Below are 18461 nucleotides of genomic sequence, written 5' to 3'. Positions count from 1 at the left end.
ATGGCGATGGAAGGCTGCATTCCCAAACCGGAAGGATCGACCTGGACCGACGATCAGTGGCGGGCTATTACGGCTCGCGGCGAGGATGTGCTCGTCGCGGCCGCGGCCGGCTCCGGCAAGACGGCCGTTCTCGTCGAGCGGATCATCCGCATCATATCGGAGGATACCGACGTGGACCGGCTGCTCGTCGCCACCTTCACCAAGGCGGCCGCGGCGGAGATGAAGGAGCGGATCCGTACGGCTCTGGAGGCCGCTCTGGAACGCGATCCGTCCTCGGAGCATCTGCGGCGTCAGCTGGCGCTGCTCGGCAGGGCATCCATCACGACTCTGCATTCCTTCTGCCTGGATGTGATCCGCCGTTACTATCCGCTGATCGGCCTTGATCCCGGATTCCGGGTCGCCAACGAGACGGAGGCCGAGCTGCTGCGGCTGGAAGTGCTGGACGAGCTGTTCGAGGAGCGTTATGCCGGAGATGCCGGCGGCGACGGGGATTTCCTCCGCCTGGCGGACCGCTACGGCGGCGAGAAGGGCGACGAGCCCTTGTACCGGCTTGTCCAGCAGCTCTACGACTTCTCGCGGTCGCAGCCTTGGCCGGATGATTGGCTCCGTGCGATGGCGGCCGCTTTTTCCGCCGGCGGACCGGAAGAGCTGCAGGGCAGCCCTTGGGTCGCGGCGCTGGAGGCGGATATCGCGCTCGCGCTGGGCGGCGCCAGGCTTGCGCTTCAGGAAGCGCTTCGGATGGCGCTCTTGCCGGAAGGGCCTTCCGTTTATGCCGACACGCTGCGGGAGGATCTGAGTCTGGTCGCCGGACTGACGGAAGCGGTCGCAACCCGTCCTTGGGACGAGTGGCGGGACGCCTGGCAGCTGGCGGGGGGCTTCGGCAGGCTCAAGTCCGTTCGAGGCGGCGACGCCGACAAAAGCCTTCAGGAGCGGGTCAAGGATCTTCGGGACGAAGCGCGCTCGCTCGTGGATGAGCTCGGCAAGGAGCTGTTCAGCCGCTCGGCCAAGCAGTATGCGGCCGAGCTGGAGCAGCTGGCGCCGCTCATGCGCGCCCTGGCGGAGCTCGTCATCGAGTTCGACGGGCGCTATCAGCTGGCCAAGCGGAAGAAGGGGCTTCTCGACTTCGGGGATCTTGAGCATTACTGCCTGCAGATTCTGCGGGCGGACGACTCCAGGCCGGGCAGCAATCTGCCTTCCGCCGCAGCGCTCGATTACCGCAAGCAATTCCGCGAGGTGCTGCTGGACGAATACCAGGATACGAACCGGGTCCAGGAATCCATCGTCGAGCTGCTGACCGGAGTCGCCGGAGAAGGAGAAGGCGGCACCCGCTTCATGGTCGGGGACGTCAAGCAGAGCATTTACCGGTTCCGCCTGGCCGAGCCGGATCTGTTCCTGGAGAAATACCGTCTGTTCCGGCCTGCCCGGCGAACGGAGGCACTCGGCGAGGCAGAGGCGGCAGGCACGGATGCGGGGGCTCCCGGGCGCCGGATCGATCTGGCCCGGAATTTCCGCAGCCGGCTGCAGGTCGTGGACGGAGTGAATGCGGTTTTCAAGGCATTGATGAGGGAATCCGTGGCGGAGATGGAATACGATGAAGCCGCCGAGCTGGTGCTGGGGGCAACGTATCCCGACCCGGATCCTCCGCGCGCCAACCGGATCGAATTCGCGCTGATCGACCGGGAAGGCACCGGCGGGCGCAGCGTCCGCGAAGCTCCGGCCGAGCAGGCGGAAGGATCGCCGGAAGCGGAGCAGCGGGAAGAAGCGGCCGACCTGCAGACCGCCCAGCTGGAAGCCCGCTATATCGCCGGACGCATCCGGCAGCTGCGGGAAGAAGGCTTCGCCGTTCATGACCGCAAGGGCAAGCGGGGACTTGCCTGGAGGGACATCGTCATTTTGCTGAGGGCGACGAAAGCCTGGGCTCCCATCTTGATGGAGGAGCTGCAGGCTGCCGGTATTCCCGCTTACGCCGAGCTTGGCAGCGGATACTTCGACGCCGTCGAGGTGGAGGTCATGCTTTCGGCGCTGCGGGTCGTGGACAATCCTTATCAGGATATTCCGCTCGCCGGGCTTCTCCGCTCGCCGATGTTCGGGCTGAACGCCGAGGAGCTTGCCGGAATCCGGATCGGGGGAGGCAAAGGCTACTTCTACGAAGCGGTTGTCAAGGCAGCCGACGACCTGCTTACGGAAGGAGGACTGCGCCGCAAGCTGTCGCTGTTCCTTGGCAAGCTGGACGAGTGGCGGGACGCTGCCCGCCAGGGCAGCCTGGCCGACCTCATCTGGCGCATCTACGGCGAGACCGGTTATTATGATTGGGCGGGCGGTCTTGCCGGGGGCATGCAGCGTCAAGCGAATTTGAGGTCGCTGCACGTCCGGGCGCGCCAGTTCGAGGCGGGCACCGCGAGGGGACTGTTCCGCTTCCTCCGCTTCATGGACCGGATGCGGGAGAACGGCGGGGATCTCGGCACGGCCGGCGCTCTCGGTGAGGGCGAGGACGTCGTGCGGATCATGTCCATCCATAAAAGCAAGGGACTGGAGTTTCCGGTCGTCTTCGTCGCTGGACTGGGCAAGAAATTCAACCAGCAGGATATGAGCGCGCCGTTCCTCATGCATAAGGAGCTCGGCTTTGGTCCGAAGTTCATCGATCCGGACCTGAGGCTCTCCTACCCGACTCTACCGTGCCTGGCGATCCGCCGCCGGATGAGAATGGAGATGCAGGCGGAGGAGCTGCGGGTCCTGTACGTGGCGCTCACCCGCCCCAAGGAGAAGATGATTCTCGTCGGCACGACGGACGATGCCGCGAAGACAACCGAACGGTGGGCATCGGCGCTGGACGAATCCGGCCGGCTGTCGGATTATCGGATCGCCTCCGCGCGCCGTTTTCTGGACTGGCTCGGACCTCTGGCCGGAGCGGGCATGATGGATATCGCCGCCATGCCGCTTGCCGAGGCGGAGAGGACAGCGCCGGAGGAAACGGAGCGGGAGCTTCGAGACCGCCCGGACGGCGAATCCCCGCCAGCTTCTGAAGGAGCGGCGTGCGGATCGACCGCCCGCGAGCCGCATGCCGGCGGCTTGGAGCCGGCTGCGGAATCTGCGGCTGCAGACCAACCGGCCGCCAGCTCCGATGGAGCCGCCGAGGCCGCCGCTCCTGCCGGCAAGCCGCTTCAAGGCCGGAACGGCTTCGAGGAATGGGAAGCTGGTGTCGTGCCGTATTACACGCTAGGCTCCGAGGCGGCCGCAGCCGCCGACTCCGGCTCGGCCGGACCGGACCCGGACGAGCTGCAGGCGGTGCTCGGCATGATTCCGATCGCGGCCGGCGGCTGGGAGGCCGAAGTGGAGCGGCGGCTTTCATGGGAATACCCGTATGGAGAGGCATCGCGCATAGCGGCCAAAACCTCCGTGACGGAAATGAAGCGCATGAGGGGAGAAGCCTACCGGACGGAAGACTCCGCTGCTTACGAGGAAGGTCCTTTCGTCGACAAGAACGGACTTCCGGCTGTGCCGGAGGCTCTCGGCTCCAATGGCGTCAGCCGCAGCGCGCAGCCGCGGACAGAGGGCTCCTCCTTCCGACTCCGCAGGCCTCAGTTCATGGAACGCAAAAAACTGACGGCAGCCGAAAAGGGGACCGTCCTCCATACGGTCATGCAGCACTTGCCGCTGGCCGGCAGCATCAATCAAGCGGCGGTGGAGGATACCGTAGCCGAGCTTGTCCGGAAGCGGATCCTGACCGAGGAGCAGGCTTCTGCCGCCGATACGGCTTCGGTCGTCGCTTTCTTCGAGGGAAGCCTCGGTCAGAGGCTGCTGCGCTCGTCCAAAGTCCGGCGCGAAGTGCCGTTCAGCAGCACGCTTCCCGCAGCGCGCGTATATCCCGGCACGAGCGCATCGGAGGCCGGCGAGCCCGTGCTGATCCAAGGCGTCGTCGACTGTCTGTTCGAGGAAGGGGAGAGGCTCATCCTCGTCGATTACAAAACCGACCGTCTGGTCGGCGGCGCATCGGAAGCGGCCGAGAAGCACCGTTTCCAGCTGGAGCTGTACGCCTCCGCAATCGAAGCGGCGCTCGGCAGGCCCGTCGATGAGCTTCACATCTATTTCCTGGACAGCCGCGAGGCCGTTCAGCTGACTCCTGACGAAAAGGAATGATTTTGTTGGAAGCATCATCGCCACCGGAAACGACCAAGCGCTCCTATGCGCTCGCCGTGACGCTCGTGCTGCTCACGGCCAGCCTCATCGGCAACGTGTTCTTATTCTCCCTGCATCTTCAAGACAAGCAGCAGGACCGCGTGGACAAAGGAAAGACGATTCTGCAAAGCATGGGCGGGACGAGCCAGGCTTTGTCGAATCTCGCGGCTCTGCTCCCTTCGATGGAAGAGAAAAGCGGAGCGGACAAAGACCGGGCCATCTATGATGCGGGCGCCTTTTTCCTGGGACAGTCCGGTTCGCTCCTGACTTTGATGGACAGAGGCGAGGAATACAGCGCGGACGCCTCCAAGTGGCCGGCGGATTACAAGCAGTCGGCCGCTGCGTATGTGGAAAAGGCCGGCAAGGCTATCGTCTCCGGCACCAAGGAGGACAAAGCCCGTCTTGCGCAGACGGCCAAGGAGCTGGCCCGGCTGCTCGGGGGCGTCGACTTTTCGATCGACAGCAAGGAACGCGCTCTGACGATTCAAGCCGAGAAAGGCTGGCCCGACATCTGCCTGCAAATGCTGAACGTCATGGAAGCATATTTGAAAAGCTGATCGCCATGCTCGGCTTCTTCGCGGAAAGGCGGCCCTCAGGCTGCTTTTCTTTTTTTTGCCTCTCGCGCCAGGCGGACTGCATGTCGGCGGCCGCAGCTGCCGCACTTTTTTTCCGGCGCTTCTCTTCATTTATCTAATTTATCGGGACAAACAACCATCCGCCCATGGGCTGCATAGGATAAGGCAGAACCTATGAGGAGTTGGTCTTCTTTGGAACCTGTCAATCCTGTTGCGACGACGCTGCCCGCCGCGCATCATAAAACTTCCACGGCACCGGTCGCCAAGCCTTCCACGGCGCCGGCCGCAAAGCCGTCTACGATGCCCGTCATGCCGGAGCCGTCGATTCCAGCGCCGATGCCGGCGGCTCCGCCGGTCATGAATACGACGATCAACGTGCTGGTCATGGAAAAGCCGGAGATGAAGCATTTCTGCGACAACCACAAATACCGGTACGTTCTTGCCCACACGAAAGACGGCTGGTGCTGCGACGGCTTCATCGAGCATTATGACGACGAGTATGTCTGCCTTGCCATCCCATGCGACATGGGCGAAGTCCATCCGCGTGCATTCGGACCGGGCTTCGGGCCGGGCTTCGGACCTTATCCGCCGCTGTATCCATATCCATACTACCCGCGCCGCCGCTTCGCGCGCGCCGTATTCCCGCTGGCTGCCCTTGCCGGCATTACGCTGCTGCCCTTCCTGTAGTCTCCGGCATTCCGTTCGCAACGGCCGCGAAGCCGCCCCAAGCCGGCTTCGCGCTTCTTCTCCGGCATGGAAGGACGAGCCTTGGGAGGCCCGATGGGGCCGGCATGGATTGCGGAGGAGAAAGGCCGCATGCCGTTCCCGAAAAAGCTTCTCAACTTCATTAGACGGCAAGCCTCTTTTGCGCTACAATAGGGGGATCAAGGTCTGGAGACGAAGGAGCTGTCGGGAGCTGTGAGCGATTGTATATTTTGCAAGATCGTTGAAGGAACCATTCCCTCCACCAAAGTCTATGAAAGCGCCAATGTTCTTGCTTTCCGCGATATCATGCCTGCGGCGCCCGTACATATTCTGGTCATCCCCAAACGCCATATACCGACGATGAACGACGTGCTCCCCGAGGACGGAGGGCTCATCGCCGAATTGGTCCAGACGGCCGCGTCGCTTGCCAAGGAAGAGGGCATCGACGAGTCGGGCTACCGTCTGATCAACAACTGCAACGCCGACGGAGGGCAGACGGCTTACCATCTGCATTTCCATCTGCTTGGCGGCCGCAAATTAGGCGCTTTGGTGGAAGGACACTCGAGTTGACACCGGCTTTCTCTTTGAATTATAATGAAGATTGATAAGCCGTGTTCATGCTCTGGACCGTCTGTTTCGGAGGGAGGGATAACAAGTGTCTGAAACGAAAGTTCGCAAAAATGAGACCATCGATGCTGCACTCCGCCGCTTCAAGCGTTCCATTGCTAAGGACGGTGTCCTTGCAGAGGTCAAGAAGCGCAAGCATTACGAGAAGCCGAGCGTTAAGCGCAAGAAAAAATCCGAGGCTGCGCGTAAGAGAAAGTTTTAGGAGGATCCTTCCGATATGAACCTGAGCGAACGATTGAACGACGATATGAAGCAAGCCATGAAGAATCAGGACAAGTTCAGACTCACTACGATTCGAATGGTGCGCGCCGCAGTGAAGAACCTGGAGATCGACCTCAAGCGTCCGCTTGAAGACGAAGAGGTTCTTGACATTGTGAGTCGTGAGATCAAACAGCGTAAAGATTCCCTCCAAGAATTTCAAAAAGCGGGCCGCGAAGATCTTGCAAAAGATGTCGCAGCAGAAATTGATATTATTAGTGTTTACCTTCCCACGCAGCTGACCGAAGAAGAAATCAAAGCAATAGTAGAGCAGACCATCCAGGAAACCGGTGCTTCTTCCAAGGCCGAGATGGGTAAAGTCATGAGCGCCCTTATGCCTAAGGTCAAGGGACGCGCTGACGGTAAGCTAGTAAACCAAACGGTACTGCAATTTCTGCCCTAACTCGGACCACTCAGACACTCCCCTCCGGGGAGTGTTTTTTGGTTTCAACGGGGAAATGCTTGTCATGCGGGACTCATGCACGCCATACAGCTACTTATAGCGGTATTTGCGCCGAATTTAAGCGAAACCAACCGCATTCGGCCAACGTATGTAAAAGGTATACGAATAAAAGGTTACCAATTGAAACAAGGGGGTGTTTCAGTGGGAATAGGAAAAAAAGCAGGGCAGGCGATCGAATCAAGATTTCGATACGAAAAGGCAAAGGAGTCCGGCCATTCTCATTTCTCCGGGTTCAAGAAAATGATGGCTCTAACTGCGGCAGGGCTGCTCTTGCTGCCGTCCCAAGGGTTTGCGTCGGAATCCGGCATGCTCCTTGGTGCCCAGGCGGAGCCGGCAGGCAGCTGGCTGTCGAGTCCAGCGGTGGCGGCGATCCTGCTCTTCATCGGATTTGCCGGGACGATGCTGGCGCTGCTGCTGTCGGGCTTCGCTGCTCCGGGCCTGATCGGCATCGCGGCATTCGGACTCTTTTTCCTTGGTGCCCATCAGGCGGGATACAGCGACGGTTATGACGTCTTCTTCTTTATTCTAGGCGTTTTGCTGCTGGCGCTCGAGCTGTTCGTGCCGAGCTTCGGCATTTTGGGCATACTGGGAGCATTGGCTTTGTTCCGAGCGGTTCTGATGAGCTTCGAGGACAGCTTCACCGCGGTCGTCTGCATGCTTACCGCGCTTGCCCTCGCGGTCATTGTTGTAACCGCTGTAGCGCGGCGTTTCAGGGACCGGGGCATATGGAACCGGTTTGTTCTGCGGGACAGACTTACATCCGAGGAAGGGTTTCTGCCCGCCGCCTCCAAGGAGCAGCTGCTGGGACAGCGCGGCATTACCATTACTCCGCTTCGTCCTGCAGGAATCGTAGAGATTGGCGGGGAAAGAATCGACGTCGTGACTTCCGGCGAGTTCATCGCCCAGCACGCTGCGGTTCGGGTATCGCGCGTCGAAGGCACCCGCGTCATCGTCAAGGAATCAACGAATAACGACCAATAAAGGAGTCGATGGAATGGACTATAGTTCCGTAGGGTATGTAATTGCCGCAATTGTGGTTATCGTCGTCATCGCATTGTTTCTGAGTTTCTTTCCCGTCATGCTGTGGATCTCGGCGCTCGCTTCGGGCGTGCGGATCTCGATCCTCACGCTGTTCGCGATGCGCTTGCGCCGCGTAACGCCGAGCCGGATCGTCAATCCGATGATCAAGGCGACGAAGGCCGGTCTCGGCCTGTCGATCAATCAGCTCGAGAGCCATTACTTGGCCGGGGGCAACGTCGACCGTGTCGTCAATGCCCTCATTGCCGCGCAGCGCGCCAATATCGAGCTCGAATTCGCCCGCGCCGCCGCCATCGATCTGGCCGGCCGCGATGTGCTTCTCGCCGTGCAGATGAGCGTCAACCCGAAAGTCATTGAAACGCCTACCGTCGCTGCTGTCGCCAAGGACGGCATCGAAGTGAAAGTCAAAGCCCGCGTAACGGTGCGCGCCAACATCGAGCGCCTCGTCGGCGGCGCTGGCGAAGAGACGATCATCGCCCGTGTCGGCGAGGGCATCGTTACGACCGTAGGCTCCTCGAATTCCCATAAGGACGTTCTGGAGAATCCGGATCTAATTTCCCGCACCGTGCTCGGCAAAGGCCTTGACGCCGGAACGGCTTTCGAAATTCTGTCGATCGATATCGCGGACGTCGACGTAGGCAAGAACATCGGGGCGAACCTGCAGACCGAGCAAGCGGAAGCCGACAAGCGCATCGCCCAGGCGAAGGCGGAGGAACGACGCGCGATGGCGGTTGCCCAGGAGCAGGAAATGAGGGCGAAGGTCGTCGAGATGAGAGCCCGCGTCGTGGAATCCGAATCGCAGGTTCCGCTCGCCATGGCCGATGCCCTCAAGTCAGGCAAAATCGGCGTGATGGATTACATGAACCTCAAAAATATCGAAGCGGATACCCAAATGAGAGGCAGCATCGCAAAACCGGAAGGCGGAGCGGGCGACGGCAAGCAGGACCGCTGATCCCATGCCTGCTTTTCTTCCAGAGGAGGTGGGTACCTGCCCGTGGACAACAATCCAATCGAAGCTTTGATCCGCTTTATCGTAGAGCACATTTATCTCGTCTTTATTGTCGGCGGCGTCATCTGGTCGATTTTCAGCAAAATGGCGAAGCCAGGCGCCGGGCCTGGTCCCGGACCGCAGCGGAGGCCGTCGGGAATGCCTGATTTCGGAGGGGGCGGCATGCCGCAGCGCACATCGGGTCCCCTGCAGCGCACCGAGGTCCCGGCACAGCGTCCGGAACCCCCCGTTCCGGGGCCGGCCCGTCCGCCTTCAGTTTCCGCTCGTCCATCGTCCGCCGGCCCGCTCGGACGTGCCGCAGATCGCCGTACGGGCTCCATGGAGCCTTCCGAGGAAGGCCTGAGCGGCGGTGAAGGCCTGAGCGGCGGCGAAGGGAGATCGTCCGAATGGGCGGAGCCCTGGACAGATGCTCCCGCTTTTCCCGAAGCATTGCCTTCCGTACGCAGAGGCGAGCTCGACGACCGGAGCATGGACAGCTCCAGGCGTCAGCCGCTGCGCCAGCAGCAGGCTTCGCCTCCCGAAGCTGAGGCCGCGCGCGCTTCCGGCCTGACAGGGGAAGAGATAAGACAGGCGGTGCTGTGGGCCGAAATCATCGGACCGCCGCGCTCCCGCAAGCCTTACCGCCGCTAAGCCGTTCAGCTTGATGTCCTGCCTAAGGCCGCAGCATGGAGAACATCCATGCTGCGGCCTTTTTGCCATGGACAAGGGATGAACGTCATCGCACCGTTGCGGAGCAAAGCTCGCGAGATGCGCCGCCCCGGCCTTCGAACTGATCCGGCAACATGTCTCCAAGCCGCTCTCGTCCGTTCATAATCGGGCCGCTCCCTGCATACTTTTTAAGAAGAAAAGACAGCGGATGGATGCAGGCATTCTGTTCTACTCTTCGCAAAGCAGCGGCCTTCCGCCCTTATTGCCGGCGGCGAAGCCGATGTCCTTGCAGAGAAAAGCTGTACGGAGGGAGAATGGACACCTCAATGGGCAAGCTGAGCCGAAGAATGCGCAAATGGACGGCCGATATCCTCGATCTGCCCCAGGATGTGGCCTATGATCTTCCCCGGATGATCATGATCGGGGACCGTCAGCTTTATATTGAAAACCACCGCGGCGTGATTCATTTCTCGTCGGAGCAGCTTAGGCTCAAGCTCAGCAAGGGAGAGCTCGAAGTCAACGGGATGGGCCTCATCATCCGTACGATCTGGACGGAAGAGGTGTTCATCGAGGGCAGAATCACTTCCGTAAACCTGAAGGACGGGGAGGGAAAACGATGAATGAGGGATGGTTGCCGCGGCTGCGGGGAATCGTCACGGTGCGGCTGCGCGGTGGCGCCCAGGAAGAGCTCGTCAACGACTGCTTGAAGGACGGGCTGGCGCTGTGGTCGATCCGGCGGACAAGCCCGGAGGAAATGGAGTTTGCCGTGCAGGTGCCGGACTTCTTCCGGCTGAAGCCGTATTTGAAGCGGACGGGCTGCCGGATTCATGTGACGCGGCGGCGGGGGCTGCCGTTCTGGCTTCGCAAAGCGGCGAAGCGCAAGTTTTTTGCGGCCGGCATCGTCCTCTTTTTCGCGACGATGTTCCTGCTCTCTTCTCTGGTATGGACGATCGAGGTGCGGGGGACGGAGCGGATCAAGCAAGAGGATCTGCTTGCCGCGGCGAAGGCGGAAGGGGTGTATCCGTTCCAATGGTCCTGGAAGCTTCCCGAGCCCAGCCTGCTGGCGGCCAAGCTGTCGGCGCGCTTGCCGGATGCGGCATGGATCGGCGTGGAGAAAAAAGGGACAAGAATCATTTTCCAGGTGGTGGAGTCCAAGCGTCCCGATGCCGCCAAGCTGAACAGCCCGCGCCATATCATCGCATCCTCGGATGCGGTCGTGACCCGCATCATCGCCGATAAGGGAAGGCCGGTCGTCCGAGTCAATACCAAGGTGAAGAAGGGCCAGACCTTGATTTCCGGTACGATCGGAGAACCGCCCAATACGGCTACCGTCGTTGCCGATGGAGAGGTGCGCGGCCTTGTCTGGCATGAATATGCGATCGTTTCTCCGCTAAGCATCCAGACCCATGTTTATACCGGGGAGAGCAAGACAAAATGGTCGGTCGTCCTGTTCGGCAGGGCGCTGCAGGTGAGCGGGTTCGGAGCCAACCCCTTTGCCCAGTCGCAGACGCAGGAGAAGCTGGAGAATCTGGGCTGGCGGGGACTGAGGCTGCCGGCAGGACGGCTCAAGGAGACGGTCATGGAAACCCGGGTGGAAGAGAAGACGCTTACCCGGGAGGAGGCCGTGCAGGCGGGCATAGAGAGAGCAAAAGCGGATCTGATGTCGAAGGCGGGGGCGGATGCTGTCGTGAAGGAGCAAAAAATTTTGCATGAGAAGACGGACAATGGTAAAGTTTATATGAAAGTTCTGTTGGAAGTGGACCAATCGATCGTGAAGGAAATGCCACTAGTTCAGATGCAAGGAGAATGAGGAACGCTTGCCAACTGAGACGAAAACCGCCAAGATCGTGTTAGACAACGCTGCGGAAGGGCTTGCTTTGTTCGGTCCCCGCGATCACTATTTGAGAATGATTGAAGCTCTGACGTCCTCGCAGATCCGGTCCCGCGATGCCGAAGTCGTCATCAGCGGGCCGGCCGAAGAGGTCGATTCCCTGGAGCAGCTCTATTCCGTCCTGCTTCAGCTCTTTCGAGGGGGCTACACCCCGAGCGAGAGAGATATCATGTACGCTTTCGAATTGTCCCGCACGCTTGAAGCCGACCAGCTGCTTGACTTGTTCAAGACGGAGCTGACGACGACTTTCCGCGGCAAGCCGATTCGGGTCAAGACTTTGGGCCAGCGCCATTACGTCAAGATGATCAAGGCCAGGGACGTCGTGTTCGGCATCGGACCGGCCGGCACGGGCAAAACCTACCTGGCTGTCGTCATGGCTGTCGCTGCGCTGAAGGAAGGCGCGGTCAAAAGAATTCTGCTTACCCGTCCTGCCGTCGAGGCGGGCGAGAATCTCGGCTTCCTTCCCGGCGACCTGCAGGAGAAGGTGGACCCGTATTTGCGCCCGCTCTACGACGCTCTGCATGACGTCATGGGGCCGGAGGCGACCGCCAAGGCGTTCGAGCGGGGAATCATCGAGATCGCGCCGCTCGCGTACATGCGCGGACGGACTTTGGACGACTCCTACATCATTCTGGACGAGGCCCAGAATACGACTCCCGAGCAGATGAAAATGTTTCTGACGCGGCTTGGCTTCGGATCCAAGATGATCGTAACGGGCGACGTCACCCAGATCGACCTTCCGAGAGGCAAGAAATCCGGTCTCAAGGAAGCGCAGCGCATCCTTACGGACATTCCGGAGATCGGCTTCATCCAATTCGTGGAGCAGGATGTCGTCCGGCATTCCCTTGTGCAGAAAATCATCATGGCCTACAATGAGGATGCTGAAATCCAAGCATAGAGAGGACTGTTGGCGGCATGGACCGGAAAAGGGAAGACAGCCGGAATCCGGCTGAGCAGCCTTCATGGATCTATAAATGGAAGCAGAGCCCAGTAATTCGAACGGGGCTCTGCATTTTGTTCGTGCTGCTGTTCTACTTCAACTTGTCCCCGCATCTTGTTCCGGAGACGTACAACATCACCCTGGATCAAGCGAGCGACCGCGACATCGTCGCTTCCAAAACCGTGGAGGACAAGATCGCCACGAAGCGGGCGCAGGAGCAGGCCGCCGAGTCGGTGGAGCCGATCTCCAGCTCTCTGCCGCTCAAGCCGGATTCCATTCTCAACCGGGTGTTCAACCGGATCGAGCTGCTGAATCAGGATGAGGGCGTCACCGAAAGCAACAAGATCGACATCTACCGGAGCGAAATCCCGAGCTACTACAGCGAATACTTGGACGAGTTCAGCCGCCTGAACCAAGGCAAGCCGGGAATCAGCGATACGCTGCTGGAGGAGATGGCCAAAGCCGCCAAGGCGCAAGCCTACGCCGTCCCTGCCGAAGTGTTCTACAAGCTTCCGAGCCTGACCTCGGCCCAGATCGCGGAGATGAGGCAGGTCGGAGTGACCGTCGTCCGCAAGCTGTCGGCCGATCCGATCCGGGAAGCCGAGACGGCGCGCGCCAAGGTGGCCGAGCTCGTGAACGCCAGCTCGCTCACGCAGCGCACGACCCGCGAGATCGTGCAGGAGCTCGCCCGCATGTCGCTCATGCCGAACAAGTTCCCGGACAACGCGGCGACCGAGGAAGCCAGGAATCTCGCGAGAGAGAACACGACCCCCGTCATGATCAAGGAAGGCGGCATCATCGTCAAGAAAGGCGAGGTCGTCGGCAAAGAGAAATACGACATGCTGGCGGGAGCGGGCATGCTCGGCGGGCAGCGCACCTACTGGCCGCAGCTTGGGCTTTTGCTGGCGAGCGTCCTTTTCGTGCTCATGATCATGGTCTACTTGCAGCAGTCCGGCAGCATCAGCGGCGTGAAGCCCCGCTACAACAACATGCATCTATTCATGCTGTGGCTGATCAATCTGCTCAATCTGGCCTTGATGCAGGCAGCGGGGCTTACGCAGTCGGCTTCAATGCCTTACGCGGCCTACATCGCTCCGGCAGCCGTCGGCACGATGCTCATCACGCTGCTGCTCGACAAGCAGCTGGCGATCGTCAGCTCATTCCTGTTCGCCATCATGGGCAGCGTCATCTTCAACGCCGACCAGAACACGCTGTTCGACTTCCGGTACGGCTTCGTCATCAGCGTCGTCTCGTTCAGCGCGATCTTCAGCGTTCACCGCGCGAGCCAGCGCTCGACGATTCTGAAGGCGGGCATCATGGCGAGCCTGTTCGGGACGGTGTCGGTACTGGCGATCCTCCTGCTGGGCGATCTGCCGGAGCGCAAGGACATCCTGTACTCGCTCGGCTTTGCCTTCGGCAGCGGACTCGTCACCGCCGTGCTCGTCATCGGGCTGATGCCGTTCTTCGAGCTTACGTTCGGCATCCTGTCCGCGCTGAAGCTCGTGGAGCTCTCGAATCCGAACCATCCTCTGCTCCGCAAGCTGCTGACGGAGACTCCGGGTACGTACCATCACAGCGTAATGGTCGGCAACCTGTCGGAGGCGGCGGCGGAGGCGATCGGGGCAGACGGGCTGTTATGCCGGGTAGGGTCGTTCTATCACGACATCGGCAAGACCAAGCGGCCCAACTACTTCATCGAAAATCAGACGAACATCGACAATCCGCATGATTCCATCGATCCAAAGCTGAGCAAGTCGATCATTACGGCGCATGCCAGAGACGGAGTGGAAATGCTGAAGGCGCATAACATGCCGAAGCCGATCCGCGATATCGCGGAGCAGCATCACGGCACGACGTCGCTGAAGTTCTTTTATTTCAAGGCGGTCAAGGAAGCGGAGGCGGAAGGAAAGGAAATCGCCTTCACGGAGGATGATTTCCGGTATCCGGGGCCGAAGGCGCAGTCCAAGGAGGCCGCGATCGTCGGCATCGCCGACTGCGTGGAAGCCGCCGTACGGAGCCTGCGCAACCCGACGATGGAGAACATCGAGTCGATGATCCACAAAATCATCAAGAGCCGGCTGGACGACAATCAATTCAATGAATGCGACCTGACGCTCAAGGAGCTGGACCGGATCGCCCAGACGCTCAAGGAAGCTGTCATCGGCATCTTCCACTCGCGGATAGAATACCCGGAAGACGTGAAACCAAAGGAGAAGCTGGCATGAGTCTGAAATTGGAATGGAGCAGCGAGCAGGAAGCGTTCGATATCCCCGCGGAGTGGGGACAGAGGCTGGAGCAGCTGCTGCAGCTTGCAGGAGAAGCCGAGGGAATGACGGAGGGCGAGGTTGTCGTCACGTTCGTGGACAACGCCCGCATTCATGAGCTCAACAAGGAATACCGCGGCATCGACCGTCCGACGGACGTTCTCAGCTTCGCCATGCAGGAGGATGGGGAGGACGAGCCGGAAATCGTATTCGAGGTCGAGGACGAGAGCGAGCCGCTGCCTTACCCGGACTCGCTTGGCGATATCGTGATATCCGTCGAGACGGCTCGGAGCCAGGCGGAGGAATACGGACATTCCCTGGAGAGGGAGATCGGCTTTCTGTTCGTGCATGGCTTCCTTCACCTGATCGGATACGACCATCAGGACGAGGAAGCGGAGGCGGTCATGACGGCCAAGCAGGAAGCCGTCCTGCAGAAGGCCGGCCTCCCCCGGACGTAGAAGGACATGAGACGCTTTCTTGCCAGCCTGGGGCTCGCGGGATCGGGCATCGGCCATGCGGTTCGCACCGAACGTCACATGAGAGCGCATCTCTTCATGTTCGTGCTGGCGATGGCCTTGGCTTCCTGCCTTGGACTCAAGCGGACGGAGTGGGCGCTGCTGCTGCTGGTATCCGCCCTCGTGCTGGCAGCGGAGCTGATCAATACCGCCATCGAGAGGGCGGTCGACCTGGCTTGCGGCGGCGAGCTTCATCCGCTGGCCAAGCTGGCGAAGGATACGGCATCCGGCGCGGTGCTGGTCTGCGCGGCAGCGGCAGCGGCGGTCGGCATCATCATCATGGGGCCGCCGCTGTGGCGGCTGCTCGTGACATAAGAAGAACCGGGGTTATATTCCCCCATAAGGAGATTAGGAAGCTAGATGAAGGCAGATCCGGTAATTGAGCAACTGAGTGAGCAGCTGTATGAATCGGCGCGCGAAGCGATGAGCAGGGCATACGTACCTTATTCCCATTTTCAGGTCGGAGCCGCGTTGCTCGATGAGCATGGCCATATTCATCTTGGCTGCAACATTGAAAATGGCGCCTACAGCCCCGGCAACTGCGCGGAGCGCACCGCGTTGTTCCGCGCCGTCGCCGACGGCTGCGCGCCGAAAAGCTTCAAGGCGATTCTTGTCATCGGCGATACGCCGGGGCCGATCTCGCCATGCGGCGTATGCCGCCAAGTGCTGTCGGAGCTGTGCGCTCCGGACATGCCGGTCATCATGACCAATCTGTCCGGCTCCAGAAGCGTCATGACGGTTGCCGAGCTTCTGCCCGGCGCTTTCTCTCTGGAAGAGAGCCGGAACAAGAAGGAGGACAACTAAGATGGCAGGTGGAGCAGCAGGCAAAGGTCCCGATAGCACCGGCAAGGGAAATAAAGGATTCCGCTCGGGATTCGTCGCGATCGTAGGCCGTCCGAATGTCGGCAAATCGACTCTCATGAACCATATGATCGGACAAAAAATCGCGATCATGTCCGACAAGCCTCAGACGACGCGCAACAAGATCCATGGCGTGCTGACTCGCGAAGGCTCGCAGATCGTATTCCTGGACACTCCAGGTATCCATAAGCCTCAATCCAAGCTGGGCGACTATATGATCAAGGCAGCCGAAGGAGCGCTGTCCGAGGTCGAGGCGGTCCTGTTCCTGATCGACGTCTCCGAAGGAATTGGCGGCGGCGACCGTTTCATCATCGAACGGCTGAAATCGGTCAAAACGCCGGTATTTCTGATCTTGAACAAAATCGACAAGGTCGAGCCGGAGAAGCTGCTCGAGACGATCGTCCAGTACAAGGACCTGTACGATTTTGCCGAGATCGTTCCGATCTCCGCGCTTCAAGGCAGCAACGTCGACCGGCTTCTGGAGCAGCTGGAGCGCTACTTGCCGGAGGGACCGCAATATTATCCCGCCGATCAGGTCACCGACCACCCGGAACAGTTCGTCTGCGCCGAAATGGTGCGCGAGAAGATTCTCCAGATGACGCGCGAAGAAGTGCCGCATTCCATCGCCGTCACGATCGAGGACATGAAAGTCCAGGAAAACGGCGTCGTTCAGATCGGAGCCGTCATCTTCGTCGAGCGGGATTCGCAGAAAGGCATCATTATCGGCAAGCAAGGCGCGATGCTCAAGGAAGTCGGCAAGCGCGCGCGCCGGGATATCGAAGCGCTGCTGGGCTCCAAGGTATTCCTGGAGCTGTGGGTCAAGGTCAAGAAGGACTGGCGCAACCAGGACCGCGTGCTCAAGGACCTCGGCTATCGCAGCGAATGAATTCCTGCATGGAATTGTCAGCATAGCCGACGCTCCTTTATCGCATTCTAAAGAGGACGACGCCTGCGGGGGCGTTTTCCACTTCGAGAGGCGAAAGGGTGTTGCTTCATGCGGGATTTTTCGTGGACCTATTTTGCGCGGACCGGTGATGTAGAGTCATTTCTGCTTTACAAGGAAGTGGATCAGCTTCGCGAGGCATCCGGCACAGCCGGAATGGCCGCCGCGGCGGAAGCTGCCGAAGAAACGGGAGAGGCGGAGCAGGCTGCCATCTTCTGACTTCCGGCAGCATGAGCAGGTCCGGAGCGAGCGCTCCGGACCTTTTGCATGCGGAGAGTCCGAGGATTCCCTCCGATGGGCGAAAGGGGATGGTGTCCATGCTGTACCGAGTCGAAGGGATTGTGATCCGCAGCACGGATTACGGGGAAGGCAACAAGATCGTGACGCTGCTGACGGATACGGTCGGCAAGGTCGGGGTCATGGCGCGGGGAGCAAAGAAGGTCAGAAGCCGGCATACATCGCTCGTCCAGCCGTTTACATATGGGGAATTCGTTTTTTTTCGCAATGCCGGATTGGGAACGTTGAATGCCGGGGAGATCATGGAATCAAACCATCGGCTGCGGGAGGATTTGGATTTGTCGGCTTATGCCGCGTATGCGGCCGAGCTGTGCGACAGAGCCTTCCAGGACGAAGAGGCCGGAGCCTATCTGTTCCATCAGCTCAAGGCCTGCTACGACGGGCTTCGGGAAGGGAAGGATCCGGCGGTCGTCATTCATCTGTTTGAAATGAAAATTCTCGAAGCAGCCGGATACGGCCCGCAGCTGTTTCAGTGCATCAATTGCGGATCGGACCAGGGACCGTTCCGGCTCAGTGCGGATGGGGGCGGAATTCTCTGCCGCCGCTGCCATGGCAGGGACCCGCGGGCGATTCCGCTCGAGGAGGGGACGCTGCGGCTGCTTCGGCTCTTGTCGGCTATCGACATGCGCAGGCTCGGCAATATCCAGGTTCGTCCCGAAACGAGCAAGCAGCTGAAGACGGCGCTGCGCGTTCTGATGGACACGCATCTCGATCTTCGGCTGAAATCGCGTTCCTTCCTGGATTCGCTGGAGCGGTTCGCTCCGGATCCGGCGGCGCCGGCCGTTCCGCGCCGGCGGATGCCAGCGCCCGAGTCTGCCGAGGACAGTCCGTCTGAAGCTTCGCCGTCCGGCGGCGAGGAAGCGGTGGATCCGGAGGACGCTTGATGGCATAATGGTGCACGGCTTGCTTGAACCTTTTCTTGATAGGGTAAGCATCTTTACCCGAGGCCGTTGATGGCCGGATACGGGACAATCAACGTTCAAAAGGAGAGTGGCCGGCATGGCGAACCAAATCAATGCAGGAAATCCCGATGAACGGGACAAGCAAAACCCGGAGAACAATTCTCCGGAGCAGACCCGCAAAATCGAGCAGGGGCAGAACATAGATCCTCAAGCGGAAGGCAGCAGCAAGCCTGTTTCGGCTGACAAGCAGTCCTGAGTCCTGAACGTGTCGGGAACATGAATTCCTTCATGAGGCTGAACCCGGGAGTTGACAAACCCGTTCCTGAAGAATACAATGAATCAATATGTA

20 protein-coding genes are annotated in these 18461 nt (G+C 60.2%); all 20 read left to right on the top strand.

The genetic code is table 11. The features are described from left to right. The 20 genes from addA (at nucleotide 1) to VE23_RS26415 (ending at nucleotide 18368) form a co-directional block, all read left to right on the top strand. Nucleotides 1-4137 (top strand): helicase-exonuclease AddAB subunit AddA, encoded by a 4137-nt coding sequence (gene addA, locus VE23_RS07700; RefSeq protein ID WP_157053926.1) that lies wholly within the window; start codon nucleotides 1-3, stop codon nucleotides 4135-4137. 5 nt (nucleotides 4138-4142) lie between these two features. Continuing rightward, a complete protein-coding gene (locus tag VE23_RS07695; protein WP_049867689.1) occupies nucleotides 4143-4733 on the top strand; it encodes a hypothetical protein in 591 nt (196 codons plus the stop codon). A 210-nt stretch (nucleotides 4734-4943) separates the two neighbouring features. Then, on the top strand, nucleotides 4944-5438 hold the full coding sequence (locus tag VE23_RS27310) for a hypothetical protein (RefSeq protein WP_021881735.1): 495 nt from the start codon (nucleotides 4944-4946) through the stop codon (nucleotides 5436-5438). A 231-nt stretch (nucleotides 5439-5669) separates the two neighbouring features. Further along, nucleotides 5670-6026 (top strand): histidine triad nucleotide-binding protein, encoded by a 357-nt coding sequence (locus tag VE23_RS07685; RefSeq protein ID WP_049867688.1) that lies wholly within the window; start codon nucleotides 5670-5672, stop codon nucleotides 6024-6026. Between the two features lie 85 nt (nucleotides 6027-6111). Continuing rightward, nucleotides 6112-6285 carry a 30S ribosomal protein S21 gene (rpsU, locus tag VE23_RS07680; RefSeq protein WP_005547957.1) on the top strand — a complete coding sequence of 58 codons (174 nt, stop codon included), beginning with the start codon at nucleotides 6112-6114 and terminating at the stop codon, nucleotides 6283-6285. Nucleotides 6286-6300: 15 nt separating this feature from the next. Further along, a complete protein-coding gene (locus tag VE23_RS07675) occupies nucleotides 6301-6744 on the top strand; it encodes a GatB/YqeY domain-containing protein (RefSeq protein ID WP_021881737.1) in 444 nt (147 codons plus the stop codon). A 300-nt stretch (nucleotides 6745-7044) separates the two neighbouring features. Then, on the top strand, nucleotides 7045-7785 hold the full coding sequence (locus tag VE23_RS07670) for an NfeD family protein (protein WP_164763075.1): 741 nt from the start codon (nucleotides 7045-7047) through the stop codon (nucleotides 7783-7785). Between the two features lie 13 nt (nucleotides 7786-7798). Next, on the top strand, nucleotides 7799-8794 hold the full coding sequence (gene floA / locus VE23_RS07665; protein WP_049867686.1) for a flotillin-like protein FloA: 996 nt from the start codon (nucleotides 7799-7801) through the stop codon (nucleotides 8792-8794). 42 nt (nucleotides 8795-8836) lie between these two features. Continuing rightward, entirely contained in the window at nucleotides 8837-9481 is a 645-nt protein-coding gene (locus VE23_RS07660; RefSeq protein ID WP_049867685.1) for a hypothetical protein, read from the top strand. A gap of 344 nt (nucleotides 9482-9825) precedes the next feature. Continuing rightward, a complete protein-coding gene (gene yqfC / locus VE23_RS07655; RefSeq protein ID WP_049867684.1) occupies nucleotides 9826-10119 on the top strand; it encodes a sporulation protein YqfC in 294 nt (97 codons plus the stop codon). Then, nucleotides 10116-11309, top strand: a complete 1194-nt coding sequence (gene yqfD / locus VE23_RS07650) for a sporulation protein YqfD (RefSeq protein ID WP_049867683.1) — start codon at nucleotides 10116-10118, stop codon at nucleotides 11307-11309. Before yqfC ends, yqfD begins: the two co-directional genes overlap by 4 nt. A gap of 7 nt (nucleotides 11310-11316) precedes the next feature. After that, nucleotides 11317-12288: a PhoH family protein gene (locus tag VE23_RS07645; protein ID WP_021877527.1), complete on the top strand. Its 972-nt coding sequence runs from the start codon at nucleotides 11317-11319 to the stop codon at nucleotides 12286-12288. A 17-nt stretch (nucleotides 12289-12305) separates the two neighbouring features. Beyond that, the gene (locus VE23_RS07640; protein WP_049867682.1) at nucleotides 12306-14555 is read left to right on the top strand and encodes an HD family phosphohydrolase; all 2250 of its coding nucleotides are present in this window, start codon (nucleotides 12306-12308) and stop codon (nucleotides 14553-14555) included. Beyond that, nucleotides 14552-15052, top strand: coding sequence for an rRNA maturation RNase YbeY (ybeY, locus tag VE23_RS07635; protein ID WP_021877525.1), 501 nt, complete (start codon nucleotides 14552-14554; stop codon nucleotides 15050-15052). Before VE23_RS07640 ends, ybeY begins: the two co-directional genes overlap by 4 nt. A gap of 6 nt (nucleotides 15053-15058) precedes the next feature. Continuing rightward, complete coding sequence (locus VE23_RS07630) at nucleotides 15059-15424, top strand: diacylglycerol kinase (RefSeq protein ID WP_021877524.1); 366 nt, start codon at nucleotides 15059-15061, stop codon at nucleotides 15422-15424. A gap of 45 nt (nucleotides 15425-15469) precedes the next feature. Then, complete coding sequence (gene cdd, locus VE23_RS07625; protein ID WP_048749905.1) at nucleotides 15470-15913, top strand: cytidine deaminase; 444 nt, start codon at nucleotides 15470-15472, stop codon at nucleotides 15911-15913. 1 nt (nucleotide 15914) lies between these two features. Continuing rightward, nucleotides 15915-16856, top strand: coding sequence for a GTPase Era (gene era / locus VE23_RS07620; RefSeq protein WP_048749906.1), 942 nt, complete (start codon nucleotides 15915-15917; stop codon nucleotides 16854-16856). 108 nt (nucleotides 16857-16964) lie between these two features. Beyond that, nucleotides 16965-17132 carry a YqzL family protein gene (locus VE23_RS25740; protein WP_083436658.1) on the top strand — a complete coding sequence of 56 codons (168 nt, stop codon included), beginning with the start codon at nucleotides 16965-16967 and terminating at the stop codon, nucleotides 17130-17132. Between the two features lie 98 nt (nucleotides 17133-17230). After that, nucleotides 17231-18094 carry a DNA repair protein RecO gene (recO, locus tag VE23_RS07615; protein WP_069202439.1) on the top strand — a complete coding sequence of 288 codons (864 nt, stop codon included), beginning with the start codon at nucleotides 17231-17233 and terminating at the stop codon, nucleotides 18092-18094. A gap of 115 nt (nucleotides 18095-18209) precedes the next feature. Then, a complete protein-coding gene (locus tag VE23_RS26415; protein WP_021877521.1) occupies nucleotides 18210-18368 on the top strand; it encodes a hypothetical protein in 159 nt (52 codons plus the stop codon). Nucleotides 18369-18461: the final 93 nt, after the last annotated feature.

Source organism: Paenibacillus sp. D9 (assembly GCF_001188365.1).
GTDB classification, from domain to species: domain Bacteria; phylum Bacillota; class Bacilli; order Paenibacillales; family Paenibacillaceae; genus Paenibacillus_O; species Paenibacillus_O humicus.
The sequence above is the reverse complement of the archived record's forward strand: the minus strand, read 5'-3'. Positions and strand labels throughout refer to the sequence as shown.